Source organism: Methylobacterium sp. AC433, assembly GCF_979253015.1.
The window spans coordinates 75,124-101,428 of sequence record NZ_CEEDBN010000002.1; the positions used below are offsets into that span (position 1 = coordinate 75,124).

At 69.0% G+C, this 26,305-nt stretch carries 19 protein-coding genes; 18 read left to right on the top strand and 1 reads right to left on the bottom strand.

Annotation, left to right across the window (positions count from 1 at the left end):
- The first annotated feature begins 12 nt into the window (after positions 1-12).
- The 18 genes from nuoE (at position 13) to dnaE (ending at position 24,056) form a co-directional block, all read left to right on the top strand.
- Positions 13-1,113 (top strand): NADH-quinone oxidoreductase subunit NuoE, encoded by a 1,101-nt coding sequence (gene nuoE, locus AC0IWM_RS03885; protein WP_471753170.1) that lies wholly within the window; start codon positions 13-15, stop codon positions 1,111-1,113.
- A gap of 1 nt (position 1,114) precedes the next feature.
- Entirely contained in the window at positions 1,115-2,416 is a 1,302-nt protein-coding gene (gene nuoF, locus AC0IWM_RS03890) for an NADH-quinone oxidoreductase subunit NuoF (RefSeq protein ID WP_447677801.1), read from the top strand.
- A 45-nt stretch (positions 2,417-2,461) separates the two neighbouring features.
- A complete protein-coding gene (gene nuoG / locus AC0IWM_RS03895) occupies positions 2,462-4,543 on the top strand; it encodes an NADH-quinone oxidoreductase subunit NuoG (protein ID WP_471753171.1) in 2,082 nt (693 codons plus the stop codon).
- A gap of 12 nt (positions 4,544-4,555) precedes the next feature.
- On the top strand, positions 4,556-5,578 hold the full coding sequence (gene nuoH, locus AC0IWM_RS03900) for an NADH-quinone oxidoreductase subunit NuoH (RefSeq protein ID WP_447677799.1): 1,023 nt from the start codon (positions 4,556-4,558) through the stop codon (positions 5,576-5,578).
- Between the two features lie 24 nt (positions 5,579-5,602).
- On the top strand, positions 5,603-6,091 hold the full coding sequence (gene nuoI, locus AC0IWM_RS03905; RefSeq protein WP_055947361.1) for an NADH-quinone oxidoreductase subunit NuoI: 489 nt from the start codon (positions 5,603-5,605) through the stop codon (positions 6,089-6,091).
- Between the two features lie 182 nt (positions 6,092-6,273).
- A complete protein-coding gene (locus AC0IWM_RS03910) occupies positions 6,274-6,894 on the top strand; it encodes an NADH-quinone oxidoreductase subunit J (protein WP_471753172.1) in 621 nt (206 codons plus the stop codon).
- 43 nt (positions 6,895-6,937) lie between these two features.
- Positions 6,938-7,243 carry an NADH-quinone oxidoreductase subunit NuoK gene (gene nuoK, locus AC0IWM_RS03915; protein WP_055947368.1) on the top strand — a complete coding sequence of 102 codons (306 nt, stop codon included), beginning with the start codon at positions 6,938-6,940 and terminating at the stop codon, positions 7,241-7,243.
- A gap of 149 nt (positions 7,244-7,392) precedes the next feature.
- Complete coding sequence (nuoL, locus tag AC0IWM_RS03920; RefSeq protein ID WP_471753173.1) at positions 7,393-9,516, top strand: NADH-quinone oxidoreductase subunit L; 2,124 nt, start codon at positions 7,393-7,395, stop codon at positions 9,514-9,516.
- A 31-nt stretch (positions 9,517-9,547) separates the two neighbouring features.
- Entirely contained in the window at positions 9,548-11,071 is a 1,524-nt protein-coding gene (locus tag AC0IWM_RS03925; RefSeq protein ID WP_471753174.1) for an NADH-quinone oxidoreductase subunit M, read from the top strand.
- 12 nt (positions 11,072-11,083) lie between these two features.
- Entirely contained in the window at positions 11,084-12,526 is a 1,443-nt protein-coding gene (gene nuoN, locus AC0IWM_RS03930) for an NADH-quinone oxidoreductase subunit NuoN (protein WP_056466028.1), read from the top strand.
- Between the two features lie 4 nt (positions 12,527-12,530).
- Positions 12,531-13,310 carry a biotin--[acetyl-CoA-carboxylase] ligase gene (locus tag AC0IWM_RS03935; RefSeq protein WP_471753175.1) on the top strand — a complete coding sequence of 260 codons (780 nt, stop codon included), beginning with the start codon at positions 12,531-12,533 and terminating at the stop codon, positions 13,308-13,310.
- Positions 13,311-13,324: 14 nt separating this feature from the next.
- On the top strand, positions 13,325-14,998 hold the full coding sequence (locus AC0IWM_RS03940) for a ribonuclease J (protein ID WP_471753176.1): 1,674 nt from the start codon (positions 13,325-13,327) through the stop codon (positions 14,996-14,998).
- Positions 14,999-15,295: 297 nt separating this feature from the next.
- Positions 15,296-15,700 carry a methylmalonyl-CoA epimerase gene (gene mce / locus AC0IWM_RS03945; RefSeq protein ID WP_056466035.1) on the top strand — a complete coding sequence of 135 codons (405 nt, stop codon included), beginning with the start codon at positions 15,296-15,298 and terminating at the stop codon, positions 15,698-15,700.
- Positions 15,701-15,705: 5 nt separating this feature from the next.
- Entirely contained in the window at positions 15,706-16,041 is a 336-nt protein-coding gene (locus AC0IWM_RS03950; protein ID WP_471753177.1) for a DUF1467 family protein, read from the top strand.
- 718 nt (positions 16,042-16,759) lie between these two features.
- Positions 16,760-18,085, top strand: a complete 1,326-nt coding sequence (gene proS, locus AC0IWM_RS03955) for a proline--tRNA ligase (protein ID WP_471753178.1) — start codon at positions 16,760-16,762, stop codon at positions 18,083-18,085.
- Between the two features lie 8 nt (positions 18,086-18,093).
- A complete protein-coding gene (locus tag AC0IWM_RS03960; protein ID WP_471753179.1) occupies positions 18,094-19,398 on the top strand; it encodes a lipoprotein-releasing ABC transporter permease subunit in 1,305 nt (434 codons plus the stop codon).
- Positions 19,399-19,411: 13 nt separating this feature from the next.
- Entirely contained in the window at positions 19,412-20,137 is a 726-nt protein-coding gene (locus tag AC0IWM_RS03965; RefSeq protein ID WP_471753180.1) for an ABC transporter ATP-binding protein, read from the top strand.
- A 409-nt stretch (positions 20,138-20,546) separates the two neighbouring features.
- On the top strand, positions 20,547-24,056 hold the full coding sequence (gene dnaE, locus AC0IWM_RS03970) for a DNA polymerase III subunit alpha (protein ID WP_471753181.1): 3,510 nt from the start codon (positions 20,547-20,549) through the stop codon (positions 24,054-24,056).
- A gap of 78 nt (positions 24,057-24,134) precedes the next feature.
- On the opposite strand, the gene AC0IWM_RS03975 is transcribed toward dnaE, so the two are convergent.
- Positions 24,135-26,132 carry a methyl-accepting chemotaxis protein gene (locus AC0IWM_RS03975; protein ID WP_471753182.1) on the bottom strand — a complete coding sequence of 666 codons (1,998 nt, stop codon included), beginning with the start codon at positions 26,130-26,132 and terminating at the stop codon, positions 24,135-24,137.
- Between the last annotated feature and the right edge of the window lie 173 nt (positions 26,133-26,305).

The window sequence follows — 26,305 nt, forward strand, 5'->3', positions numbered from 1 at the left end:
GGTTCGAAACTGATGGCCAACCGCAGACTCGCCCCCGCCGCCGAGCAGCCCGCCGCCTTCGCGTTCTCCTCCGAGAACGCCGAATGGGCGAAGGGTCAGATCGAGAAGTACCCCGAGGGCCGCCAGGCCTCGGCGGTGATCCCGCTGCTCTGGAAGGCGCAGGAGCAGAACGGCGGCTGGCTGCCGCAGAAGGCCATCGAGGCCGTCGCCGACGAACTCGGCATGCCGCATATCCGCGTGCTCGAAGTCGCGACCTTCTACACGATGTTCGCCCTGGAGCCGGTGGGCAAGTTCTGGATCCAGCTCTGCGGGACCGTGCCGTGCGATTCCTGCGGCGCGCGCGAGCTGAAGGACTACCTGCACCACCGCCTCGGCGCGCCGGGCCATGTCAGTGCCGACGGCAACTTCTCCTGGCTCGAGGTCGAGTGCCTGGGCGCCTGCTGCAATGCGCCGATGGCGCAGATCAACCAGGATTACTACGAGGACCTGACCCCCGATCTCCTCGGGAAGCTGATGGACGACCTCGCCGCAGGCCGGCCCGTCAAGGTCGGATCGCAGGTCGGGCGGACCTCGTCCGAGCCGCTGGGCGGCGCCGACACCCTCACCGACGCCACCCTGTTCGACGGCTCGCGGGTCGGGGCCTGGCGCAAGCGCTTCGAGGAGAAGGAGGCCGAGGAGGGCAGCGAGCAGGGCAAGGCCGAGGCGGCGTCGTCCGAGCGGCGCGCCGCGGCCGAGCCGAAGCCGGCTCGTCCCGATGCCGGTCGGGCGGTCGAGACGCCGGCGACCGATGCGCCCGCCCAGCGGGCCGCGGCCGGCGAGACCCCGGTGAAACCGGACGACAATGCGAATGCCGCGGACGGCACGGGTTCGACCGCGCAGCCGGCGGTGCCGACGGCGCCCGCGCCGGTGACGATCGCGAAGGCGGAAGCCGCCGGCGCGGAAGCGGGCACCCAGTCCGACCTGCCACGCAACGAGCCGCCGCCGCAGCCGGCCGCTTCGGGCGCCAGCCCGGATGCCGCCGTCACGAAGCCTGCGGGTCCGAAGGCACCGGCCAAGGCGTCGGCGACGAAGGCCGCGACACCCCGGTCTCCCGCCCCAAAGAAGGGGAACTGACATGCTCGCCGATCAGGATCGCATCTTCACGAACCTCTACGGCCTGCACTCCCCGGGGCTGGACGCCGCCAAGCAGCGGGGGGCGTGGGACGGGACCAAGTTCCTCCTCGAAATGGGCCGCGACTGGATCATCGACGAGATGAAGCAGTCGGGCCTGCGCGGCCGCGGCGGCGCCGGGTTCCCCACCGGGCTCAAGTGGTCGTTCATGCCCAAGAAGTCGGACGGGCGCCCGCACTACCTCGTCGTCAATGCCGATGAATCCGAGCCGGGCACCTGCAAGGACCGGGAGATCATGCGGCACGATCCGCACCTCCTGATCGAGGGCTGCATGCTGGCCTCCTTCGCGATGGCCGCGCATGCCTGCTACATCTACATCCGCGGCGAGTACGTCGCCGAGAAGCACGCGCTCCAGCGCGCGGTGGACGAGGCCTACGAAGCCCGCCTCGTCGGCAAAGACAACGTCCACGGCTATCCCTTCGACATCTACGTGCACCACGGCGCCGGCGCTTATATCTGCGGCGAGGAGACGGCGTTGCTGGAGAGCCTCGAAGGCAAGAAGGGCATGCCGCGCCTGAAGCCCCCGTTCCCGGCCAATATGGGCCTCTACGGCTGCCCCACGACGGTCAACAACGTCGAGTCGATTGCGGTCGCGGGCACGATTCTGCGCCGGGGCGGCGCCTGGTTCGCGGGCCTCGGCGGCAAGAACAACACCGGCACCAAGCTGTTCTGCGTCTCGGGTCACGTCAACAAGCCCTGCAACGTCGAGGAGGAGCTCGGGATCACCTTCCGGGAGCTCGTCGACAAGCATTGCGGCGGCATGCGCGGCGGCTGGGACAACCTCCTCTGCTCCATTCCCGGCGGCTCCTCGGTGCCTCTGGTCCCGGCCGAGCAGATCATCGACGCCAAGATGGACTTCGACACCCTGAAGAACCTCGGCTCCGGCCTCGGCACGGCGGCGGTGATCGTCCTCGACCGGTCCACCGACATCGTCTCGGCGATCGCGCGCATCGCCTATTTCTACAAGCACGAGTCCTGCGGCCAATGCACGCCGTGCCGCGAGGGCACGGGCTGGATGTGGCGCGTGATGCTGCGCATGGCGGAGGGCCGGGCGCAGCGCCGCGAGATCGACATGCTCCTCGATGTCACGAAGCAGATCGAGGGTCATACCATCTGCGCGCTCGGCGACGCGGCGGCGTGGCCGATCCAGGGCCTGATCCGGCACTTCCGCCCCGAGATCGAGAAGCGCATCGACCGCTACAGCGCCAACCCGCATTCCGATCCGGTGCCGATGGCGGCGGAGTGATCCGCCCCTCGCCCCGTCCTTAAGTTTCGAGACCGAGACCCACGCATGACCAAGATCGTCGTCGACGGCACCGAGGTCGATGTTCCGGCGGAGTACACGCTGCTCCAGGCCTGCGAGGCCGCAGGCGCGGAAATCCCGCGCTTCTGCTTCCACGAGCGGCTGTCCATCGCGGGCAATTGCCGGATGTGCCTCGTGGAGCTCAAGGGCGCGCCGAAGCCGGTGGCCTCCTGCGCCTATGCGGTGAAGGATTGCCGGCCGGGGCCCAATGGCGAGCCGCCGGAGGTGCTGACGCGCTCGGGTCAGACCAAGAAGGCCCGCGAAGGGGTGATGGAGTTCCTCCTCATCAACCACCCGCTCGATTGCCCGATCTGCGACCAGGGCGGCCATTGCGACCTGCAGGACCAGGCGATGGCCTACGGCGTCGACTCGACCCGCTACGGCGAGAACAAGCGCGCCGTCGAGGAGAAGTATATCGGCCCGCTGGTGCGGACCGCCATGAACCGCTGCATCCATTGCACCCGCTGCGTCCGCTTCCTGGCAGAGGTGGCCGGGGTGCCGGACCTCGGCGCCATCGGGCGCGGCGAGGACATGGAGATCACGAGCTACCTCGAATCCGCCATGGGGTCCGAGCTTCAGGGCAACGTCGCCGATCTCTGCCCCGTGGGCGCCCTCGTCCACAAGCCGCAGAGCTACGAGGTCCGGCCCTGGGAGCTGTCGAAGACCGAATCCGTCGACGTGATGGATGCGGTCGGCTGCGCCATCCGGGTCGATGCCCGCGGCCGCGAGGTCATGCAGATCGAGCCGCGCGTGCATGAGGGAATCAACGAGGAGTGGATCTCCGACAAGACCCGCCACGCCGTGGACGGCTTGCGCACCCAGCGCCTCGACCGGCCCTACCTGCGCGAGAACGGCCGCCTGCGCCCCGCCTCCTGGGGAGAGGCGTTTGCCGCCATCGCCGCCCGGGTGAAGGGCACAGACCCGAAGCGCATCGGCGCGGTGGTGGGTGACCTTCCGGGCGTGGAGGAGATCTACGCCCTCAAGGCGCTGATGACCGCCCTCGGGGTGACGAACCTCGATTGCCGTCAGGCCGGCGAGGCGATCGACCCGGCCTGGGGCCGGGCCGCCTACACCCTCGGCACCGGCATCGCCGGGATCGAGGAGGCGGACGCCATCCTGCTCGTGGGCACCAACCCGCGCCTGGAGGCCTCGCTCCTCAACGTGCGCATCCGCAAGCGCTGGCGCATGGGTCCACTGGCGGTCGGCCTGATCGGCGAGCCCGTCGACCTAACCTATCCACACACCTATCTGGGTGCCGGACCGGAGACCCTGGCCGACCTGGCCTCCGGTCAGCACAGCTTCGCCGAGGCGCTGAAGGCCGCGAGCCGGCCGCTGATCATCGTCGGCACCGGTGCGCTCGCCCGGCCCGACGGCTCCGCGATCCTCGCCGCGGCGGCGAGGCTCGCCCGGGACATCGGCGCGGTCACGCCGGAATGGAACGGCTTCGGCGTGCTCCAGACCGCGGCCGCCCGGGTCGGCGCCCTCGACCTCGGCTTCGTGCCGGGGGAGGGCGGTCTCGACTTCGCGGGGATCGCGCAGGGGGGCTCCCTCGACGTGGTATACAACCTGGGTGCCGACGAGGTCGCGGTGGGACCGGGCGCCTTCGTGATCTACCAGGGCACCCACGGCGACCAGGGCGCCACGCGCGCCGACGTCGTGCTGCCGGGAGCCGCCTATACCGAGAAGAGCGCGACCTACGTCAACCTCGAGGGCCGGGTGCAGACCACCAACCGAGCCGGCTTCCCGCCGGGCGACGGCCGAGAGGACTGGGCGATCCTGCGCGCCCTGTCCGACGTGCTGGGCAAGCGCCTGCCGTTCGATTCGCTGGGAGCCCTGCGCCGGGCGCTCTACGCCGAGCATCCGCACTTGGCCACCCTCGACGCCATCGCGCCGAGCGACGTGGTGGCCGCGGTGGAGCGGCTGTCGGCCTTGAGCGGCGAACCGACGCGGACCGCCTTCGCGGCGGCGGTGCCGGACTTCTACCTCAGCAACGCGATCGCCCGCGCCTCGCGCGTGCTCGCCGAATGTTCGAGCCTCGCGCGGGTGCGCGGCCTCGAAGCGGCCGAATAAGGATCTCCTGCGATGACCTTCTGGGAAATCCTCGGCACCGTCCTGCTGCTGGCGCTCAAGAGCTTCGTGCTCCTGGCACTGCTGCTGGTCTTCATCGCCTACGCCCTGCTCGCCGACCGCAAGATCTGGGCGGCGGTGCAGCTCCGGCGCGGCCCGAACGTGGTCGGGCCCTGGGGCCTGTTCCAGTCCTTCGCCGATCTCCTGAAGTTCGTCCTGAAGGAGCCGGTCATCCCGGCCGGCGCCAACAAGGCGCTGTTCCTGCTGGCCCCCCTGGTCTTCGCCACCCTGGCGCTGGCCGCCTGGGCGGTGATTCCCCTGGCCGAGGGCTGGGCCATCGCCGACCTCAACGTCGGCATCACCTACATCTTCGCGATCTCGTCGCTCGGCGTGTACGGCGTCCTCATGGGCGGCTGGGCCTCGAACTCGAAATACGCCTTCCTGGGCGCCCTGCGCTCGGCCGCGCAGATGATCTCCTACGAAGTCTCCCTCGGCTTCGTCATCATCTGCGTCCTGCTCTGCGCCGGCTCCCTGAACCTCTCGCGCATCGTCATGGCGCAGGACACGTCCCTGGGCATCCTGGGCTGGTACTGGCTCTGGCTGTTCCCGATGTTCGTGGTGTTCTTCGTCTCGGCGCTGGCCGAGACGAACCGCCCGCCCTTCGACCTGCCGGAGGCCGAATCGGAGCTCGTGGCCGGCTACATGGTCGAGTATTCCTCGACGCCGTACCTGCTCTTCATGCTCGGCGAGTACGTGGCCATCATGACCATGTGCGCCCTCGGGACGGTGCTGTTCCTCGGCGGCTGGCTCTCGCCGATCCCGTTCGCGCCCTTCACCTGGGTGCCGGGCCTGATCTGGTTCGCCCTCAAGGCCAGCTTCCTGTTCTTCATGATCGCCATGGTGAAGGCCATGGTGCCGCGCTACCGCTATGACCAGCTCATGCGCCTCGGCTGGAAGGTGTTCCTGCCGCTCTCGCTCGTCTCGGTCATCGTCGTCGCCTTTGTCCTCAAGCTCACCGGCCTCGCGCCGGGCGCCTGACAACCCCTCACGGAGATCCGAGCCATGAAGCTCGATCAGGTCGCTAAGGGTCTGCTGCTCAAGGAGTTCGCGTCCGGGTTCGTCCTGGCCATGAAGTACTTCTTCAAGCCGAAGGCCACGATCAACTACCCCTTCGAGATGGGCCATCGCGGCCCGCGCTTCCGGGGGGAGCACGCCCTGCGCCGCTATCCCAACGGCGAAGAGCGCTGCATCGCGTGCAAGCTCTGCGAGGCGATCTGCCCCGCGCAGGCCATCACCATCGAGGCCGGCCCGCGCCGCAACGACGGCACCCGGCGCACGACCCGCTACGACCTCGACATGGTCAAGTGCATCTATTGCGGCATGTGCCAGGAGGCCTGCCCGGTGGACGCGATCGTGGAGGGGCCGAACTTCGAGTTCTCGGTCGAGACCCGCGAGGAGCTGCTCTACGACAAGGAGAAGCTCCTCCTGAACGGCGACCGCTGGGAGCGCGAGATCGCGCGCAACCTCGCCGTGGACGCGCCCTACCGCTGAGCGGACGGCGTTCGCCGGGTGCGGATGAGACAGCCGGCCGATTCCGTGCCCACGGAGCCGGCCGGACACCGCCGAGGCGGTTGTGCACCGCAGGGGTGGGTTCTATAGACGGGCGGCCGGTGGGCCGTGGCACAATTTCGGCAGAAGGGGCCGTCCTCGGGACGGCTGATCTCTAGAATCGCATGAGCGCAGCCGCTGCCTTCTTCTACCTGTTCGCAGGTGTGACCATCGCCTCGGGCTTCATGGTGATCGCCTCGCGCAATCCCGTGGCCTCCGTGCTCTTCCTCATCCTGGCCTTCGTGAACGCCGCCGGGCTGTTCGTGATGATGGGCGCCGAGTTCCTGGCGATGATCCTCGTGGTCGTCTACGTGGGCGCCGTCGCGGTGCTGTTCCTGTTCGTCGTGATGATGCTCGACGTGGATTTCGCGCAGCTGCGCCAGGGCTTCCAGCAATACCTGCCCATCGGCGCGCTGATCGGCGCGGTGTTCCTGATCGAGCTGCTGCTCGTGGTCGGCTCCTGGACCATCGATCCGGGCCTCGTGCAGGCCCCACTCGGGCCGGTCGCCAGCGCCGAGTCGGTGACGAACACCCAGGCGCTCGGCCGGGTGCTCTACACGGACTACGTCTTCTTCTTCCAACTCGCCGGCCTGATCCTGCTGGTCGCGATGATCGGCGCCATCGTGCTGACCCTGCGCGACCGCCCCGGCGTCAAGCGCCAGAACATCAACGTCCAGAACGCGCGGACCCAGGGCATGGCGGTGGAGACCCGCAAGGTGCCCTCCCGCCAGGGCGTGGAAGTCTGATGGCCGGCGGACCTCGAACGGCAGAGAGCGGGAGCGTCATCCGATGATCGGCCTGAGCCATTACCTGACGGTCGCCGCGATCCTGTTCACGCTCGGCGTGCTCGGCATCTTCGTGAACCGCAAGAACGTCATCGTCATCCTGATGTCCGTCGAGCTCATCCTGCTCGCGGTGAACATCAACCTCGTCGCCTTCTCCACCCACCTCAACGACATCACCGGACAGGTCTTCGCCCTGTTCGTGCTGACCGTGGCGGCGGCGGAGGCGGCCATCGGCCTCGCCATCCTCGTCGTGTTCTTCCGAAACCGCGGTTCGATCGCGGTCGAGGACGTCAACATGATGAAGGGCTGATCGGGACCCGAGGCGAACACCCTTCGACGCCCGGCGGCGCGGTCCTCGCGCCGCCAGGGCGGTGACACGAACCCCACAGGGCGCCGCCCCGGCTCCCCTGCGCGTCGCGCGGGGGCCGGGCGCACCCCAGGAGGCCGGACAAGCCAGCGATGTATCACGCGATCGTCTTCCTCCCGCTCGTCGGTGCGCTGCTCGCCGGCCTGTTCGGCCGCCAGCTCGGCCCGAAGCTCAGCGAGGGCATCACCACCGGCCTCCTCGCCTTCTCGGCGCTGCTGTCCTGGGGCGCCTTCCTCGAGGTGCCCGGCACCGAGCACGCCACCCGGGTGCAGGTCGCGACCTGGTTCACCGCCGGCGACCTCGTGGTCGACTGGGCCTTCCGCGTCGACACCCTGACGGTGATCATGCTGGTGGTGGTGACCTCGGTCTCGACCCTCGTGCACCTCTACTCCATCGGCTACATGGCGGAGGACCCGCACCGGCCGCGCTTCTTCGCCTACCTTTCGCTCTTCACCTTCGCCATGCTGATGCTGGTGACGGCCGACAACCTCGTGCAGATGTTCTTCGGCTGGGAGGGCGTCGGCCTCGCCTCCTACCTGCTGATCGGGTTCTGGTACGAGAAGCCCTCGGCCAACGCCGCCGCCATGAAAGCCTTCATCGTCAACCGCGTCGGCGATTTCGGCTTCTCGCTGGGCATCTTCCTCGTCTTCGTGCTCACGGGCTCCATCGCCTTCGACGGCATCTTCGCCCGGGCGCCCGAGATCAAGGACGCGACCTTCCACTTCCTCGGCTACGACTGGAGCGCGCTGACGCTCGCCTGCCTGCTGCTGTTCATGGGCGCCATGGGCAAGTCGGCCCAGTTCCTGCTGCACACCTGGCTGCCCGACGCGATGGAAGGCCCGACCCCGGTCTCGGCGCTGATCCACGCCGCCACCATGGTGACGGCCGGCGTGTTCATGGTGGCGCGCCTGTCGCCGCTGTTCGAGCTCGCGCCCAACGCCCTCGTCGTGGTCACGGTCATCGGCGGCATCACGGCGTTCTTCGCGGCCACGATCGGCCTCGTGCAGAACGACATCAAGCGCGTCATCGCCTACTCGACCTGCTCGCAGCTCGGCTACATGTTCGTGGCGCTCGGCGTCGGCGCCTACTCGGCCGCCGTGTTCCACCTCTTCACGCACGCCTTCTTCAAGGCGCTGCTGTTCCTCGGGGCCGGCTCGGTCATCCACGCGATGCACCACGAGCAGGACATGCGGAACATGGGGAATCTGCGCCGCTACATCCCCTTCACCTCGGCGATGATGACCATCGGCACCCTGGCGCTGATCGGCTTCCCCTTCACCGCCGGCTACTATTCCAAGGACGCGATCATCGAGGCGGCCTACGCCTCGACCCGGCCGGGCCACACGCTGGCCTTCCTGTGCACGGTCGTCGCCGCGCTGATGACCTCGTTCTACTCCTGGCGCCTGTTCTTCATGACCTTCGAGGGCCCCGCCCGCTGGGCCGGCCACGGGGCGCACCACGACGACCACGCGGTGGCGCATGCCGGGGCCGCCGCGCATCCGGCGACCGCGGCCCAGGCCGACGGCGCGCCGGGGCACCACGAGGGCGTCGCCCACGACGACAAGGGCCACGACGTCGAGCCGGCCTCGCACAGCGCCATCGAGCACCACGACCATGCGCACACCCCGCATGCGATCCTGCCGCATGAGAGCCCGCTGGTGATGACGATCCCGCTCGGCATCCTGGCCTTCGGCGCGCTCTTCGCCGGCCTGATCTTCAAGAACCGCTTCATCGGCGAGGGCATGGAATCGTTCTGGGGCCACGCCCTGGGACACGGCCCCGACAACCACATCATGCACGACATCCACGCGGTGCCGGCGCTGGTGGCCTATTCGCCCTTCATCATGATGCTGATCGGCTTCGTGCTGGCCTACTGGATGTACATCCGCCGGCCCGAACTGCCGGGCCAGCTCGCCGCGCAGCAGCCGAGCCTGTACCGGTTCCTGCTCAACAAGTGGTACTTCGACGAGCTCTACGACCGGATCTTCGTCCGTCCGGCCAAGGATTTCGGCAAGTTCCTCTGGAAGGAGGCCGATGGCCGCGTCATCGACGGCATGGGGCCGGACGGCATCGCAACCCGCGTCCTCGACGTGACCCGCGGCGTGGTCCGCTTCCAGACCGGCTACGTCTACCACTACGCCTTCGTCATGCTCGTCGGCGTCGCCGCCCTCATCAGCTGGTACATGCTGACCGGCTTGCCCAAGGTCGCCCATTGATGGCCGCTGTCACGCATCGGAGCGCCCGCTAATGTTCGGCCTCGGCATCCTCTCCGGCCTCCTGATCGTGCCGCTCTGCGGCGCGGCCTTCATCCTCACCCTGGGCGAGGAGACGGAGGCCTCGAAGCGCAACGCCCGCTGGGCCGCGCTCATCACCACGCTGGCCACCTTCCTGCTCTCGCTGGTGGCCTGGGGCCGCTACGACGCGACCACCGCGAGCTTCCAGCTCGTCGAGACCCATGCCTGGCTGAGCGAGGCCACCCGGTTCAAGCTCGGCGTCGACGGCTTCTCGATGCCGCTGATCCTGCTGACCACCTTCCTGATGCCGTTCTGCATCGGCGCCTCGTGGCTCTCGGTGAACACCCGGGTGAAGGAGTACTTCGTCGCCTTCCTCGTCCTCGAGACGACGATGATCGGTGTGTTCTGCGCCCTCGACCTGGTGCTGTTCTACCTGTTCTTCGAGGCCGGCCTGATCCCGATGTTCCTCATCATCGGCATCTGGGGCGGCAAGCGGCGCATCTACGCCAGCTTCAAGTTCTTCCTCTACACCCTGCTCGGCTCGGTGCTGATGCTGCTCGCCATCATGGCGATGTACTGGCACGCCGGCACCACCGACATCCCGACCCTGCTGCACACCCGCTTCCCCGTGGAGATGCAGACCTGGCTCTGGCTGGCCTTCTTCGCCTCCTTCGCGGTGAAGATGCCGATGTGGCCGGTCCATACCTGGCTGCCCGACGCGCACGTGGAGGCGCCCACCGCCGGCTCGGTGATCCTGGCGGGCATCCTCCTGAAGATGGGCGGCTACGGCTTCATCCGGATCTCGCTGCCGATGTTCCCGGATGCGAGCCACGCCTTCGCCCCGATGGTGTTCGCCCTCTCGGTGATCGCGATCATCTTCACCTCGCTGATCGCGCTGATGCAGACCGACATCAAGAAGCTCATCGCCTATTCCTCGGTGGCGCATATGGGCTTCGTGACGCTCGGCCTGTTCACCATGAACGAGCAGGGCATCCAGGGCGCGCTCTTCCTGATGATCTCGCACGGCATCGTCTCCGGCGCGCTCTTCGTCTGCGTCGGCGTGGTCTACGACCGGATGCACACCCGCGAGATCGCGGCCTATGGCGGCCTGGTGAAGCGGATGCCGCTCTACGCGGCGGCCATGATGGTCTTCACCATGGCCAATGTCGGCCTGCCCGGCACCTCCGGCTTCGTCGGCGAGTTCCTCGCCATGATGGGGGCCTTCCGGGCCAACCCGACGGTGGCGTTCTTCTCGGTCTTCGGCATCATCCTGTCGGCCGGCTACGCCCTCTGGCTCTACGCCCGGGTGATCTACGGCAAGCTCGAGAAGCCCAGCCTCCAGGGCATCCTGGATCTCGACCTGCGCGAGAAGATCATCATCGCGCCGCTCGTCGCGCTGACGATCTACTACGGCGTCCACCCGGCCCCCGTGCTCGACACTTTCGCGCCCTCGACGGAAGCGTTGATGCAAAGCATGCGGACCGCGCTCTCGAACACGCAGACCGCCGCGGCCACCCTGCCGCCCGCGTCGCGCTGAAGGCTTGACCCGATGAACGCCGCTCAGATCGTCATGCCCGCGCTCGGGCCCGCCCTGCCGGAGCTGATCCTCAGCATCGGCGTGCTGGTGCTGATCCTCTACGGAGCGTTCCGGGGCGAGCGCTCCGCCGAGGGCGTCAATGTCGGCGCGCTGATCCTGCTGGTCGTCGCGCTGTTCGCGGTCATGTCCCAGTCGGGGGCCAAGGTCACCACCCTGAACGGCTCCTTCATCGTCGACAACTTCTCGAAGGTGATGAAGGCGCTGATCCTGCTGGGCTCGGCGGCCTCGATCCTGCTCGCGCGCGACTACTTCCAGCGCGAGCGCATCGACCGGTTCGAGTTCCCGATCCTGCTGCTCCTCTGCACCATCGGCATGATGGTCATGGCCTCGGCCAACGACCTGATCGCGCTCTATCTCGGCCTGGAGCTGCAATCCCTCGCCGCCTACGTCATCGCGGCCTTCCACCGGGACAACCTGAAATCCACGGAAGCCGGGCTGAAGTACTTCGTCCTCGGCGCGCTCTCCTCGGGCATGCTCCTGTACGGCGCCTCCCTGGTCTACGGCTTCACCGGCACGGTCTCGTTCCCCGGCATCGTCGCGGCCCTCGACGGCACGGCGGGCTTCGGCATCGTGCTCGGCATCGTCTTCGTGGCGGCCGGCGTCGCCTTCAAGCTCGCCGCCGTGCCGTTCCACATGTGGACGCCCGACGTCTACGAGGGCTCGCCGACGCCGGTGACCGCCTTCTTCGCCTCCGCGCCCAAGATGGCCGCCATGGCGATGACGGTACGGATCTTCATCGGCGCCTTCCCGGACGTGACCGCGGTCTGGCAGCAGATCATCGTCTTCGTGGCGATCGCCTCCATGGCGCTCGGCTCCTTCGCCGCCATCGGCCAGCGCTCGCTCAAGCGCCTGATGGCCTATTCCTCGATCGGCAATGTCGGCTACGCCTTGGTCGGCCTCGCGGCCGGTTCGCAGGCGGGCGTCAGCGGCGTGGTGGTCTACATGATCATCTACCTGGCGATGACGCTGGGGGCCTTCGCGGTGCTGCTGTCGCTGCGGCGCGGCGGCCAGATGTTCGAGACCGTCGACGACCTCGCCGGCCTGTCGCGCACCCATCCGGTGATGGCCTTCTGCCTGGCCGCGATGATGTTCTCGCTGGCCGGCATCCCGCCGCTGGCCGGGTTCTTCGCCAAGTACTACGTCTTCCTCGCCGCCATCCAATCCGGCCTCGTGACCCTGGCGGTCATCGGCGTCGTCACCAGCGTGGTGGGAGCGTTCTACTACCTGCGCGTCGTCAAGGTGATGTATTTCGACGAGCCGGTGGCGGCCTACGAGCCGATGGCCCCGGGTCCCCGCATCGTCCTCGCCCTGGCGAGCCTGGTCGTGGTGCTGCTCGGGATCGTCCCGGGTCCTCTCGTCGGGGCCGCCGGCGCCGCCGCCAAGTCGCTGTTCTAGGTCCTTGGGCGGCTACGCGCTCGGCACCCTGGCGCGGGGGGAGGGACACCGCCTCCACGTCCACGACCGCCTCGGCTCCACCAACACCGAGGCGCTGGAGCGCTTTCGCGCCGGCGAGGCCGGGCCGCTCTGGGTGGTGGCGCACCGGCAGGAGGCCGGCCGGGGCCGCCGGGGCAACGCCTGGCTCTCCGAGCCTGGAAACCTGACGGCCAGCCTGCTCTGGCCCGTGGAGGACGTCGAGCCCGGCCTGGTGCCGACCCTCGGCTTCGTCGCCGGGATCGCCCTGGCCTCGGCCCTCGCGGCCTGCGGCGTCGCCGGGTGCCGGCTCAAATGGCCGAACGACGTGCTGGCCTCGGGCGCCAAGCTGGCGGGGCTCCTGCTGGAGGCCGAGAATCGCCCCGGCGGGCGCCGCGCGGTGGTGATGGGCTTCGGTGTCAATGTCGCGGCGGCGCCACAGGGCTTGCCTTATCGCGCCACGTGCCTCAGGCAGATGCAGTACGACACGCGCGCCGAGGATCTGTTCGTCTCCCTGACGGACGGAATCGTCGACGCTGCGCGACTCTGGGAGTGTGGCCGCGGATTCTCGAGGATCCGCGAGCGCTGGATCGCTGACGCGGCCGGGATCGGCGCGCCGGTTTCGGTGCGGACAGGCGACACCCTCGTACACGGAATTTTCGAGACGATCGACGAGGCGGGGCGGCTCGTGGTCCGATCGGAGGATGGGACGCGACGGACCGTGACGGCGGGCGAGGTGCATCTGGGAACGGCCGCGACGGCGGCTTGAGGTTTGGACGGACAATGACGACAGGACAAGACGAACTCGTCTTCGTGCCGCTCGGCGGCGTGGGCGAGATCGGCATGAACGCGGCGCTCTACGGCTTCGGCCCCCCGAAGCGGCGCAAGTGGATCATGGTCGATTGCGGCATGGGCTTCGCCGGCGAGGAGGGATTCCCCGGCATCGACCTGATGTTCCCGGATCTGAGCTTCATCGAGGAGCGCAAGGACGACCTCCTGGCCATCTTCATCACCCACGCGCACGAGGACCATATCGGCGCGATCGGCGAGCTGTGGCCCAAGCTGAAGGCGCCCGTCTACGCGACGCGCTTCGCCAAGAACCTGCTGGAAGCCCGCCGCCTCAGCGAGCCGGGCGCGCCCAAGGTCATCCTGAAGGAGATCCAGGCCGGCCGCCGGGTCCAGGTCGGCCCGTTCGAGATCGAGTACGTCCCCGTCTCGCACTCGATCCCCGAGTCGAACGCGGTCGCCATCCGCACGCCGCACGGCCTCGTGCTGCATACCGGCGACTGGAAGCTCGACCCGACCCCGATCCTCGGCGACGTGACCTCGGAGAGCGCCTTCCGGGCGCTCGGCGACGAGGGCATCCTGGCGATGATCAGCGATTCGACCAATGTCGTGCGCGAGGGGCGCTCCCCGAGCGAGGCCGAGGTCGCCGCCACCCTGCGCGAGCTCATCGCCGACGCGCCCCACCGGGTCGCGGTGACGACCTTCGCCTCCAACGTCGCCCGCATGCGCGCGGTGGCGGAGGCCGCCCAGGCCTGCGGACGCGAGGTGATCGCCGTCGGCCGCGCCATGGACCGCGTCATCGCGGTCGCCCGCGAATGCGGATTCCTCGACGGCCTGCCGGAATTCCGCTCGTCGGACAGCTACGGCTACCTGCCGCGCGACAAGGTCGTGGCCCTGCTCACGGGCTCGCAGGGCGAGGAGCGCGCCGCGCTCGCCCGGGTCTCGCGCGACGACCATCCCGACATCACCCTGGCGGCGGGCGACCGCGTCATCTTCTCGTCGCGGGCGATCCCCGGCAACGAGCGGGCGGTCGGGGCGATCATCAACGACCTCATCAATGCCGGCATCGAGGTGGTCACCGACCGCACGAAGCTCGTCCACGTCTCGGGCCATCCCCGGCGCGACGAGATGGCGGAGATGTATGCCTGGACCCGTCCGCAGACGGCGATCCCCGTCCACGGCGAGGCCCTGCACCTCGACGAGCACGCGCGCTTCGCCCGGGCCCAGGGCGTGCCGAACATCGTCAAGGCCCGCAACGGCAGCGTCGTGCGCCTCGCGCCCGGCACGCCGGAGATCGTCGACCACGTCAAGGCCGGGCGCCTGTTCAAGGACGGGAACGTCCTGATCGACGCCAAGGACCGGGCCATTCCCGAGCGCCGCAAGCTCTCGCAGGCCGGCCTCGTCTCGGTGGCCATCGCCATCGACGTCCAGGGCGAGATCCTGGGCGAGCCCGCGATCGACATCATCGGCCTGCCCAATCGCGGCCGCAACGGCCAGGCGATGCTCGACGTCGTCGTGGAGTGCGTGTCGCGCACGCTCTCGGGCCTGTCGAAGCAGAAGCGCAAGGACGCCGAGGGCGTCGAGAAGGCCGTCGACCGCGCGATCCGCTCGGGGGTCAACGAGGTCTGGGGCAAGAAGCCCGCCTGCCACGTCCAGGTGGTCGAGGTTTAGCGACCGAACCCTCCCCCTCCGCGGGGGAGAGACGCCGCTCGATACGGCGTGTTGCGTGAGACGCCCTCGCGCAGCGCGCCGTCATCCCGGGGCCGCGCAGCGGAGCCCGGGATCCAGACACGCCGGTGCTGCAGGACGTTCCACCGTCGGCGGTTCTGGATCGCACGCCGCTGGCGCGCCCCTGCGGGTCCAGGCTCGCCTGCGGCGCCCCGGAATGACACCGCGATGCCGTCGAACATCGCCCGGTTCGACGGGGGAGGGGTGGCGGTACGGTTTCGGAAGGAAAGGGAGCAAACCATGATCGGACGCCTGAACCATGTCGCCATCGCGGTCCGCGATCTCGACGCCGCCTGCGCCATCTACCGGGACACCCTCGGCGCCACCGTGACCGAGCCGCTGCCGCAGCCCGAGCACGGCGTGACCGTGGTGTTCGTCAACCTGCCCAACAGCAAGGTCGAGCTGATGTCGCCGCTGGGCGAGGGCTCGCCCATCGAGAGCTTCGTCGAGCGCAATCCCAATGGCGGCGTCCACCACGTCTGCTACGAGGTCGACGACATCATCGCGGCCCGTGACCAGCTGAAGGCCCAGGGCGCCCGCGTCCTCGGCAGCGGCGAGCCGAAGATCGGCGCCCACGGCAAGCCCGTGCTGTTCCTGCATCCCAAGGACTTCCTCGGCACGCTGGTCGAGCTGGAGCAGGTCTGACCCGGATGAGCGCCATCCTCCAGACCCTGGCGGCCTCCACCCTGCGCACCCTGGCGGTGATGGTGGTGGTGCTCGTCGCGGTGGTCGTGCTCGCGGTGGGCCTGTTCAAGCTCACCGTGTTCGGCGCGCTCGCCCTCTACTTCGTGGTCTGGTGGACCCTGCTCTTCGTCATCCTGCCTCTGCGCAACCAGGTGGAGACCGACCCGGAGCGGATCGTGCCCGGCCAGGATCCGGGGGCGCCCGCCGCCCCCCGCCTGCGCGAGAAGGCGATCCTCACCTCCGTCCTGGCGAGCGTCGTCTTCCTGGTGGCGGTTCAGGTCTTCGAGCTGGCGGGGCTTTAGGGCGACGAGAGCCTTGCGCCGGTCGGCGCGGTTGGACGGGGCCCCCGGGCCACGGGGTTCAGACCTTGCAGCGTGACACGGCCCCGTCTGGGGCGACCGGATTCCGATATCTCGTGGGCGGCACGGGTCCCCTCTCCTGACAGGAGAGGGAGTCGCCGCGTGTCTCGCCTCCGCCGTCGCGCGACCTTCGTTACGCGTTTATCAGAAGGTCGCTCGTTCAGACGCCCAGACGAGGATTGGAAAGGCCGGGTGGGCGAGGGCACACCTGCACATCACACGTCGAGGGCATCGAGCCGGGGCGCCGCGAGTCGGCCACAGCCCCGCGCAAGCGTTCAGCCATAAAAAAAGCAAGGCCTAAGCCTTGCTTTTATGAAGATGGTCGTTCGCTCAGCCTCGATTGTCTCACGCATTGCTGACGGCGTGGCGGCTGAAATTCCTCCCGAGACTCGGACCGTGTGGCGCCACTGCTTGGCGGCGCGATCATCACGGACGCGCTTATAGGAACAACAATTCTCATTGTCACCTGCCTCGTGAGACATTCCTGCGCTTTTCTACCGGAATGGCGGGCAAGCTTTCGCGCGACCGAGCCGCGACTTCGGAGACGAAACGCCACGCTGCGGACCCATGTCACCCGTCCGCGCTTGTGTTTTCCCGATGCAATGTGTTGTGTGCCGGGGCGCGCCGCCGACCCGCTGGCGCGCTGTTTCCAGGGCCTTCCATGCGTCTCTCCCGCTACTTCCTGCCGACCTTGCGCGAGACGCCCAAGGAGGCCGAGATCGTCTCCCACCGCCTCATGCTGCGCGCCGGGCTCGTGCGCCAGGAGGCGGCCGGCATCTATGCGTGGCTGCCGCTCGGCCTGCGCGTCCTGAACAAGGTCTGCGCGGTGATCCGCGAGGAGCAGGACCGGGCGGGGGCCATCGAGATCCTGATGCCGACGATCCAGTCGGCCGAGCTCTGGCGGGAATCCGGCCGCTACGAGGCCTACGGCAAGGAGATGCTCCGCATCGCCGACCGCCACGACCGCGAGATGCTGTTCGGCCCCACCGCCGAGGAGGTCGTCACCGAGATCTTCCGCGGCAGCGTGCGCTCCTACAAGGACCTGCCCAAGAACCTCTACCAGATCTCCTGGAAGTTCCGCGACGAGGTCCGGCCGCGCTTCGGCACCATGCGCTCGCGCGAGTTCCTGATGAAGGACGCCTATTCCTTCGACATCGACCAGGCCGCCGCCCGCCACGCCTACAACCGGATGTTCGTGGCCTACCTGCGCACCTTCGCGGGCCTCGGCCTGAAGGCGATCCCGATGCGGGCCGATACGGGTCCGATCGGCGGCGACCTCAGCCACGAGTTCATCATCCTGGCCCAGACCGGTGAGAGCGAGGTCTACTGCGACAGCCAGTATCTCGACTTCGAGATCCCCCCGATCACCACCGATTTCGAGGACGTCGCCGCCCTCCAGGGCACCGTCGACCGCTGGACCTCGCTCTACGCCGCCACCTCCGAGATGCACGAGCCGGCGGCCTTCGCTGAGGTGCAGGGCGACAAGCAGATGGCCGCGCGCGGCATCGAGGTCGGGCACATTTTCTACTTCGGCACCAAGTATTCCGAGCCCATGGGCGCCAAGGTCACCGGTCCCGACGGCGTCGAGCGCCCGGTCCACATGGGCTCCTACGGGATCGGCCCGAGCCGCCTCGTGGCGGCGATCATCGAGGCGAGCCACGACGAGGCCGGCATCATCTGGCCCGACGCGGTGGCGCCCTTCGACGTGGCCCTGATCAACCTCAAGACCGGCGATGCCGCCACCGACGCCGCCTGCGGCGAGATCCAGGCCACCCTGGAGGCGGCCGGCCTCAGCGTGCTCTACGACGACCGCGACGAGCGGCCGGGCGCCAAGTTCGCCACGGCCGACCTCATCGGCCTGCCCTGGCAGGTCATCGTCGGACCGCGCGGCCTCGCGGAGGGCAAGGTCGAGCTGAAGCGCCGGGCCGGCGGCGAGCGGGAGAGCGTCGCCCCGATCGACCTTCTCGCCCGCCTGAAGCGGCTCTGAGGCCCCCCATGGTGGCGACCCTGACGGACAGGCTCGCGGGCCTTCGCGCCCGCTTCCGGCGCGGAAGCACGCCACCCTTCGCCGGGTTCGAGTGGATCATCGCCGGGCGCTACCTGCGGGCCCGGCGCCGGGGCGGCGGCGTCTCCGTGGTGGCGTTCTTCTCGCTCCTCGGCATCGCCCTCGGCGTCGCCACGCTGATCATCGTGCTCTCGGTGATGAACGGCTTCCGCACGGAGCTCCTGTCGAAGATCATCGGCATCAATGGCCACGTCTTCGTCGCCCCGATCGACAAGCTCTTCACCGATTATTCCGACCTCTCCGAGCGCCTGTCGAAGGTCGCCGGGGTCCGGGCCGCGATCCCCCTGGTGGAAGGACAGGCCTTCGCCTCGTCGCCCTATGGCGGCGCCGGCAGCGGCGTGCTGGTCCGCGGCATCCGGGGCGAGGACCTCGACAAGATCGGCGCCATCGCGAGCAACATCAAGGGCGGCAGCCTGGAGGGCTTCGACGACGGCTCGGGCGTCGCCATCGGCCGGCGCCTGGCCGAATCCCTCGGCGTCCAGGCCGGCGACCAGATCAACCTGCTGACGCCGAAGGGCGCCTCGACCCCCTTCGGCACGGCGCCGCGCACCAAGGGCTACACCATCAAGGCGATCTTCGAGATCGGCATGACCGAGTTCGACTCGACCTTCGTGTTCATGCCGCTCACCGAGTCCCAGGCCTTCTTCAACCGGGACGCCGATGTCAGCCTGATCGAGATCTACCTCGACAATGCCGAGGCGGTGGGCGCGATGCGGCCCGACCTCGAGATGGCGGCCGAGCGACCGGTTCTCCTCACCGACTGGCGCCAGCGCAACCGAACCTTCTTCGGCGCCCTGGAGGTGGAGCGGAACGTGATGTTCCTGATCCTCAGCCTGATCGTCGTGGTGGCGACCCTGAACATCATCTCGGGGCTGATCCTGCTGGTGCGCGACAAGTCGAGCGACATCGCCATCCTGCGCACCATGGGGGCGACGCCCGGCACCATCATGCGGGTGTTCCTGATCAACGGCGCGCTGATCGGCGTGGTCGGCACCCTGAGCGGCCTGGCGCTCGGCATCCTGATCACGATGAACATCAAGGGCATCCAGCGGGTGCTGTTCCCCTCCGCCTGGGACCCCACCGTGCGTTTCCTCGCCGAGATCCCGGCCGAGATGAACGCCAACGAGATCACCGTGGTGGTCGTCACCTCCATCGCCCTGTCGCTGATCGCGACGCTGTATCCCTCGTGGCGCGCCGCCCGGCTCGATCCGGTGCAGGCCCTGCGCTACGGCTGAGGCCCGAACATCCATGACCACGAAAGCCGAGGCGCCCGGCGCGCAGCCGGTCCCGGCCCTGTTCTTCGCCAAGGTGGAGCGGCGCTACGCGCAAGGGGCCGGCGAAGGGGCCGGCGCCCTCGAGATCCTGCGTCGGGCGGATTTCGCGATCTGGCCGGGCGAACTCGTCGCCCTGGTGGCGCCCTCGGGCGCCGGCAAGAGCACGCTCCTGCACCTCGCCGGCCTGCTGGAGCGGCCCGATGGCGGCGAGATCTACGTGGGCGGCAGCCCGACCGCCGCGATGGTGGATGCCGAGCGCACCCGCCTGCGCCGCGAGGAGATGGGCTTCGTCTACCAGTTCCACCATCTCCTGCCGGAGTTCTCGGCCCTGGAGAACGTGGTCATGCCGCAGCTCATCCGCGGGCTCTCGCAGCGCGAGGCGCGGGCGCGGGCGAGCGAGCTCCTCGGCTTCCTCGGCCTGAAGGAGCGCCTCCTGCACCGTCCGGCCGAGCTCTCGGGCGGCGAGCAGCAGCGCGTCGCCATCGCCCGCGCGGTGGCCAACGGACCCCGCCTGCTGCTCGCCGACGAGCCCACCGGCAATCTCGACCCGCACACCGCCGCCCACGTCTTCGGCATCTTGGTCTCGCTGGTGCGCGCCTCCGGCCTCGCCGCCCTCGTGGCCACCCACAACATGGATCTGGCCGCCCGCATGGACCGGCGGGTGACGATCCGGGACGGGCTGATCGAGCAACTGCCCTGACGGGGCGGATGGGCGCTCCACGCGGACGATCTCTGGTGATCGAGAGTCCGACGCCTTGTTTGAGCGTTCTGGGCCGATCTGTGATCCTGGGCCAAGTCGACGATATTGACCAAGCCTTAACTACGATTCAGAAGCTCGAAGACTTTCGCTTTACATAGAACAAAACAAGAACAAAACTCGGGACGTCAACGAAAGGCGAGGCCCATGTTCAAGCGGATGATCCTGACGGGTGCGGTCGAGTTCATGGCCTTCGGGCTCCTGGCGGTGTCCATCGCCGCCTGGGCTGTCGCATTGGCGCCCTTGCGATAGCGTTGCGGTCCGGGCACAGACCGGAACTCTCCACAGCCAAACCGCGGGCGGCCGGCGGTCCGGCATGGATTCCTTCACGGCGAGGCGCTCTGGTGCAGGGATGGCGCGCATCCTCAAAGACCCGGCTTACGTCCACCTCCACGTCCATTCGTCGTTCTCCCTGCTCGAAGGGGCCCTGAAGGTCGGCGACATCGTGAAGGCCGCCCTGGCCGACCGGCAGCCGGCGCTGGCGCTCACCGACACCAACAACCTGTTCGGCGCGCTGGAATTCTCCGAGAAGGCCGCCGGCGCTGGCATCCAGCCGATCCCCGGCCTCCAGCTCACCGTGGCCTTCGAGGCGCCCGACCCGATGGCGCGCATCGGGCAGGCACAGGCGTCCTGCGCCAACGTCGTGCTGCTGGCCCAGGACGAGACCGGCTACGGCAACCTGCTGCGGCTGGCGAGCCGGGCCTATTTCGACGTCGCTCTGGGCGACGCGCCCCGGGTCACCGTCCAGGCGCTCGCCGAGTCGAGCGCCGGCCTGATCGCCCTGACCGGCGGCTCCACGGGACCCCTCGACAGCGCCCTCAGGATGGGCCGGGCCGAGCTCGCCGCCGGCCGCCTGGCGCAGCTGCGCGCGGCCTTCGGCGAGGACACCCTCTACGTGGAGATCCTGCGCCACGGCCTCGCCGACGAGCGCGTGGTCGAGCGGGAATTGCTGCGGCTCGCCGACGGCCACGGCCTCTCGGTGGTGGCGGCCAACGAGCCGTTCTTCGCCCGCGAGGGCGACTACGACGCCCACGACGCGCTGCTGGCCATCGCGGATGGCCGCCTCGTCTCGGACGACCGCCGCCGCAGGCTGACCCCGCGCCACGGCTTCAAGACCCGGGCCGAGATGGCCGCGCTCTTCGCCGACCTGCCGGACGCCCTGAACGCCACCGTCGAGATCGCCATGCGCTGCGCCTACCGCGTGCGCACCCGCAAGCCGATCCTGCCGAATTTCGGCGTCGTCGCCGCCCTCGACGCCGCCGCGCCCGAGGCCGTTCCCGCCGTCGCGGCGGCGCCGCCCCTCGACGAGCCGGCGGAGCTGCGCCGGCAGGCGGAGGCCGGCCTCGAACTGCGCCTCGCCCAGCACGGCACCGCGCCGGGCATGTCCGAGCAGGTCTACCGCGACCGCCTCGCCTTCGAGCTCGACGTCATCGTGGGCATGAAGTTTCCCGGCTACTTCCTGATCGTGTCGGACTTCATCAAGTGGGCCAAGGACCACGACATCCCGGTGGGTCCGGGCCGCGGCTCCGGCGCCGGCTCCCTGGTGGCCTGGTCGCTCCTCATCACCGATCTCGACCCGCTCCGCTTCGGCCTGCTCTTCGAGCGCTTCCTCAACCCCGAGCGCGTCTCGATGCCGGATTTCGACATCGACTTCTGCGTCGAGGGCCGCGAGCGCGTGATCCAGTACGTGCAGCAGCGCTACGGCGAGCGGCAGGTGGCGCAGATCATCACCTTCGGCACCCTGCTGGCCCGCGGCGTGCTGCGCGACGTCGGCCGCGTCCTGGAGATGCCCTACGGGCAGGTCGACAAGCTTACCAAGCTCGTACCGCAGAACCCGGCCAACCCCGTCACCCTGGTCCAGGCCATCGAGGGCGAGCCGAAGCTGCAGCAGGCGATCGAGGAGGAGCCGATCGTCGCCCGCCTCATGGAGATCTCGAAGAAGCTCGAGGGCCTGCACCGGCACGCCTCGACCCACGCCGCCGGCGTCGTCATCGGCGACCGACCGCTGGAGCAGCTGGTGCCGCTCTACCGCGATCCGAAGACCGGCATGCGGGTGACCCAGTTCAACATGAAGTGGGTCGAGGCCGCGGGCCTCGTGAAGTTCGACTTCCTCGGCCTCAAGACGCTGACCCTGCTGCGCTGCTGCACCGACTTCCTGGCCAAGCGCGGCATCATCGTCGACCTGGCCTCGCTGCCCCTCGACGATGCGGCGACCTACGCGCCGATGAAGCGCGGCGAGACGGTGGGCGTGTTCCAGGTGGAATCGGCCGGCATGCGCAAGGCGCTGGTCGAGATGCAGGCCGACCGCTTCGAGGACATCATCGCCCTGGTGGCGCTCTACCGCCCGGGCCCGATGGCCAACATCCCGGTCTATTGCGAGCGCAAGCTCGGGCGCGATGCCGGCAACGAGGCGAGCTGGTACCCGCACGAGAAGCTGGAGCCGATCCTCAAGGAGACCTTCGGCATCATCGTCTACCAGGAACAGGTGATGGAGGTGGCCAAGGTGCTCGCCGGCTACTCGCTCGGCGAGGCCGACATGCTCCGCCGCGCCATGGGCAAGAAGATCAAGGCCGAGATGGACGCCCAGCGCGACCGCTTCGTGAAGGGCTGCGTCGAGCGCGACCTCACCAAGGCCAAGGCCAACGAGATCTTCGACCTGCTCGCCAAGTTCGCCGATTACGGCTTCAACAAGTCACACGCCGCCGCCTACGCCCTGCTGACCTACCAGACCGCCTACCTGAAGGCGAACCATCCGGTGGAGTTCCTGGCCGCCGCGATGCAGCTCGACATCGACGTCACCGACAAGCTCGCCGAGTTCCGCCAGGACGCCCAGCGGCTGAAGATCACCGTCGAGCCGCCCTCGATCAACACCTCGGGCGTCGGCTTCGAGGTGCGGGACGGCTGCATCCACTACGCGCTGGCGGCGATCAAGGGCGTGGGCCGGGGCGCGGTCGAGGCCCTGATCGAGGCCCGGGGCGACAGGCCCTTCAAGGATCTCGCCTGCCTCGCGCGCCGCCTCAACCCGCGCATGCTCAACAAGCGCACCCTGGAGAACCTCGTGGCGGCCGGGGCCATGGACACCATCGAGCCGGATCGCGCCCGGGCCTGCGCCGCCATCGAGCCGATGATGAAGCTCGCCCAGGGGGCCGCGGAGGCGGCCAGCACCGGCATCGACGACATGTTCGGCGGGATCACCGCCGCGGACGTCACCCTGCGGGTGCCGCCCTACGATCCCTGGCCGATGGCCGACAAGCTGAAGAAGGAATACGACGCGATCGGATTCTTCCTCTCGGGCCATCCGCTGGACGAGTACGGCGACCTCCTCGGCAAGCTGCGGGTCCAGACCTGGGCCGAGTTCTGCCGGGCGGTGCGGGCCGGCACCACCAGCGTGGGCCGCGTCGCGGCCTCGGTCCTCGACCGCTCGGAGCGCCGGACCAAGACCGGCAACAAGCTCGGCATCGTCATCCTCTCGGACCAGACCGGGCATTTCGAGGCGATCATCTTCTCGGAAGGCCTCGGCCAGTACCGCGAGATCCTGGAGCCGGGGCGCCCCCTGGTGCTCCAGCTCCAGGCCAACCTGGAGGGCGAGGACGTGCGCGCCCGCATCATGACCGCCGAGCCCCTCGACGTGGCGGTGGCCCGCCACCAGAAGGGCATGCGCGTCTACCTGCGCGACGAGCGCCCGATCCCCAGCGTGCAGCAGCGCCTTCAGGTGCGCGGCGAGGGCGAGGTCTCCCTCATCCTGCTCCTCGACGGCGCCCGCGAGGTCGAGGTCAAGCTGCCGGGCCGCTACCAGGCCACGCCCCAGATCGCCGGGGCGCTCCGGGCCGTGCCGGGGGTGGTGCAGGTCGAGGTGAACTGAGGCGCCGTCCCGAGGCGGGCGCCCGGACTTTCCGGACGGGCGCGTCGGCCGGGGACAGAACCCGACCGACGCGGTGCCTCAGGCCGCGCGGATCGCCGCGAGGAACCCTTCGACCTCCTGGCGCACGTTCACCGACTGGACCGAGAGTTCGCCCGCCGCCATCAGCACCTGCTGGGCCGCCGAACCGGTCTCGCCGGAGGAGGCCAGGACCCGGGCCACGTTCATCGAGACGTCCTGGGTCCCGCGCGCCGCCTCGGCCGCGTTGCGCGAGATCTCGCCGGTGGCCGCGGTCTGCTCCACCACCGTCGCGGCGATGCTCTCGGTGATCGCGTTCACGGAGACGATGGTCTGACCGATCTGGCGGATCGCCGAGACGGCCTGGGCCGTGGCCTGCTGGATCGCCGTGATCTGGCCGCCGATCTGGTCGGTGGCCCGCGCGGTCTGGCCGGCGAGTTCCTTGACCTCCGCCGCGACCACCGCGAAGCCGCGGCCCGCCTCGCCGGCCCGGGCGGCCTCGATGGTGGCGTTCAGCGCCAGCAGGTTCGTCTGCCCGGCGATGCTGGAGATCATCGTCACGGCCTCGCCGATGCGGTCGGCGGCCTGCATCAGGCTGCCCATGGCGACGTCCGTCGCCTCCGCGTCGCGGGCGGCGGCCCCGGCGGCCGCATTGGATTGCTGAACCTGGCGCTCGATCTCCTGCAGGGAGGCGACCATCTCCTCGGCGGCCGCCGCCACGGTCTGTACGTTCGCCGAGGTCTCCTCGGCGGCGGCGCTGGAGGCGACGGCCTGGCCGTTGGTGCTCGCCGCCACCTCGGTCATCGAGCGCGCCGTCGCGTCGAGTTCGGTCGCCGCGGAGGTGACGATGCCGATCGCACCCGAGATGGTGTGCTCGAAGCTCCGGACGAGCCCGTCGACCCGGTCGGCCCGGCGCTGGCGCGCCGATTGCGCGGCGACCTGCTGCGCCTCCAGGTCGATGCGCGCGATGGCGTTCTGGCGGAACACGTCGACGGCCTTGGCCATCTGGCCCATCTCGTCCACCGCATCCTGCGAGGGCACGGTGACCGCCGTCTCGCCGGCGGCGAGCCGGCTCATCGCCCCCGTCATGCCGGAGATCGGACCGATGATGCTGCGCGCGATCAGGAAGGCGAGGGCGCCGCCGAGCGCCAGTGCGAGGGCGACGAGGCCCATCTGCAGGGTGCGGGCGCGGTCGACGCTCGCCTGCGTGGCGGCGGTGATCTCGGTGACCGCCACCTCGATCTTGGCCCGGACGCTCAGCCCGGTCTGCATCAGGGTCGTCGCATGCGGCTTGAGGTTGTCGTCGTAGGCGGTCCGCATCGACTCCAGCGCGGCGGCGGCGGCATTGAAGGCGCCGATATAGGCGCCGACCGTGTCCTGAAGCTGGCGGATCGGCCGCGCGAACTCGCCGCCGGTATCGAGATCCCGCAGGGCCTTGAGGGCGGCATCGGCCTTGAGGCTGTTCGCCGCGAAGGTCGCCGGACCCTGCGGGTCGCGGGTGGCCAGGAAACGCCAGTTCGCGACCCGCATCAGCAGCACCGCGCTGTCGACGTTCGCCGCCTGGGTGACCAGCGCCGCCGATCCGCCCTGCCGGATGCCGGTGATCAGCAGGCCGGTCGCGCGGGTCAGCTCGTCTCCGGTCTTGAACAGCTTGGCCTTGCTCTCGGCCAGGGCCTGGCCGGCCTGGCCGAGGCGCTGGATATCGTCCTTCAGGGCCGCGGACTCGTCGCGCATGCCGGCATAGATCGCGCGGCGCTCGTCGGAGACGGCGATGTCGACCTGCCGCTGAAGGAGGGTGGTGATGGCTTGGCGCGTCTGCTCCATCTGGCCGACCTGATCGGGCTTCTGGTGCGCCTGGAACTCCAGGGCCTGGCCGGAGAGGCGTTCTCCGAGGCCGTTCACCGAGAAGACGTTGCGTGCCCCCTCCTCGAGGCGGGTGAGCCGCGCATAATCCTCCGTGACGGAGCCGAGCTGATACTGAGAGGTGACGCCGATCCCGCCGGTGATGACGATCAGACTGCCGAAACCTGCATAGAGGCGAGCGCGGATACCGAGTTTCATCGACGTGGTCCGATCGGGGGAATAGTTTGCCCTCTCACCTGTATGCGCAAACGGATAAATAAGTATGAAATCAGAGACGAACCTCTCTCTGCAGGCATGTTGAGCTGATTTAGTTCATTCAATATCCTGCCGCGACGCACATAGTCTCGCGAAGCGTCGCCTCAGGACGATCC

Bases quoted from the DNA above. Each gene is read 5' to 3' on its own strand.
- nuoE (WP_471753170.1), top strand. From the start codon at position 13: ATGGCCAACCGCAGACTCGCCCCCGCCGCCGAGCAGCCCGCCGCCTTC.
- nuoF (WP_447677801.1), top strand. From the start codon at position 1,115: ATGCTCGCCGATCAGGATCGCATCTTCACGAACCTCTACGGCCTGCAC.
- nuoG (WP_471753171.1), top strand. From the start codon at position 2,462: ATGACCAAGATCGTCGTCGACGGCACCGAGGTCGATGTTCCGGCGGAG.
- nuoH (WP_447677799.1), top strand. From the start codon at position 4,556: ATGACCTTCTGGGAAATCCTCGGCACCGTCCTGCTGCTGGCGCTCAAG.
- nuoI (WP_055947361.1), top strand. From the start codon at position 5,603: ATGAAGCTCGATCAGGTCGCTAAGGGTCTGCTGCTCAAGGAGTTCGCG.
- AC0IWM_RS03910 (WP_471753172.1), top strand. From the start codon at position 6,274: ATGAGCGCAGCCGCTGCCTTCTTCTACCTGTTCGCAGGTGTGACCATC.
- nuoK (WP_055947368.1), top strand. From the start codon at position 6,938: ATGATCGGCCTGAGCCATTACCTGACGGTCGCCGCGATCCTGTTCACG.
- nuoL (WP_471753173.1), top strand. From the start codon at position 7,393: ATGTATCACGCGATCGTCTTCCTCCCGCTCGTCGGTGCGCTGCTCGCC.
- AC0IWM_RS03925 (WP_471753174.1), top strand. From the start codon at position 9,548: ATGTTCGGCCTCGGCATCCTCTCCGGCCTCCTGATCGTGCCGCTCTGC.
- nuoN (WP_056466028.1), top strand. From the start codon at position 11,084: ATGAACGCCGCTCAGATCGTCATGCCCGCGCTCGGGCCCGCCCTGCCG.
- AC0IWM_RS03940 (WP_471753176.1), top strand. From the start codon at position 13,325: ATGACGACAGGACAAGACGAACTCGTCTTCGTGCCGCTCGGCGGCGTG.
- mce (WP_056466035.1), top strand. From the start codon at position 15,296: ATGATCGGACGCCTGAACCATGTCGCCATCGCGGTCCGCGATCTCGAC.
- AC0IWM_RS03950 (WP_471753177.1), top strand. From the start codon at position 15,706: ATGAGCGCCATCCTCCAGACCCTGGCGGCCTCCACCCTGCGCACCCTG.
- proS (WP_471753178.1), top strand. From the start codon at position 16,760: ATGCGTCTCTCCCGCTACTTCCTGCCGACCTTGCGCGAGACGCCCAAG.
- AC0IWM_RS03960 (WP_471753179.1), top strand. From the start codon at position 18,094: ATGGTGGCGACCCTGACGGACAGGCTCGCGGGCCTTCGCGCCCGCTTC.
- AC0IWM_RS03965 (WP_471753180.1), top strand. From the start codon at position 19,412: ATGACCACGAAAGCCGAGGCGCCCGGCGCGCAGCCGGTCCCGGCCCTG.
- dnaE (WP_471753181.1), top strand. From the start codon at position 20,547: ATGGCGCGCATCCTCAAAGACCCGGCTTACGTCCACCTCCACGTCCAT.
- AC0IWM_RS03975 (WP_471753182.1), bottom strand. From the start codon at position 26,132: ATGAAACTCGGTATCCGCGCTCGCCTCTATGCAGGTTTCGGCAGTCTG.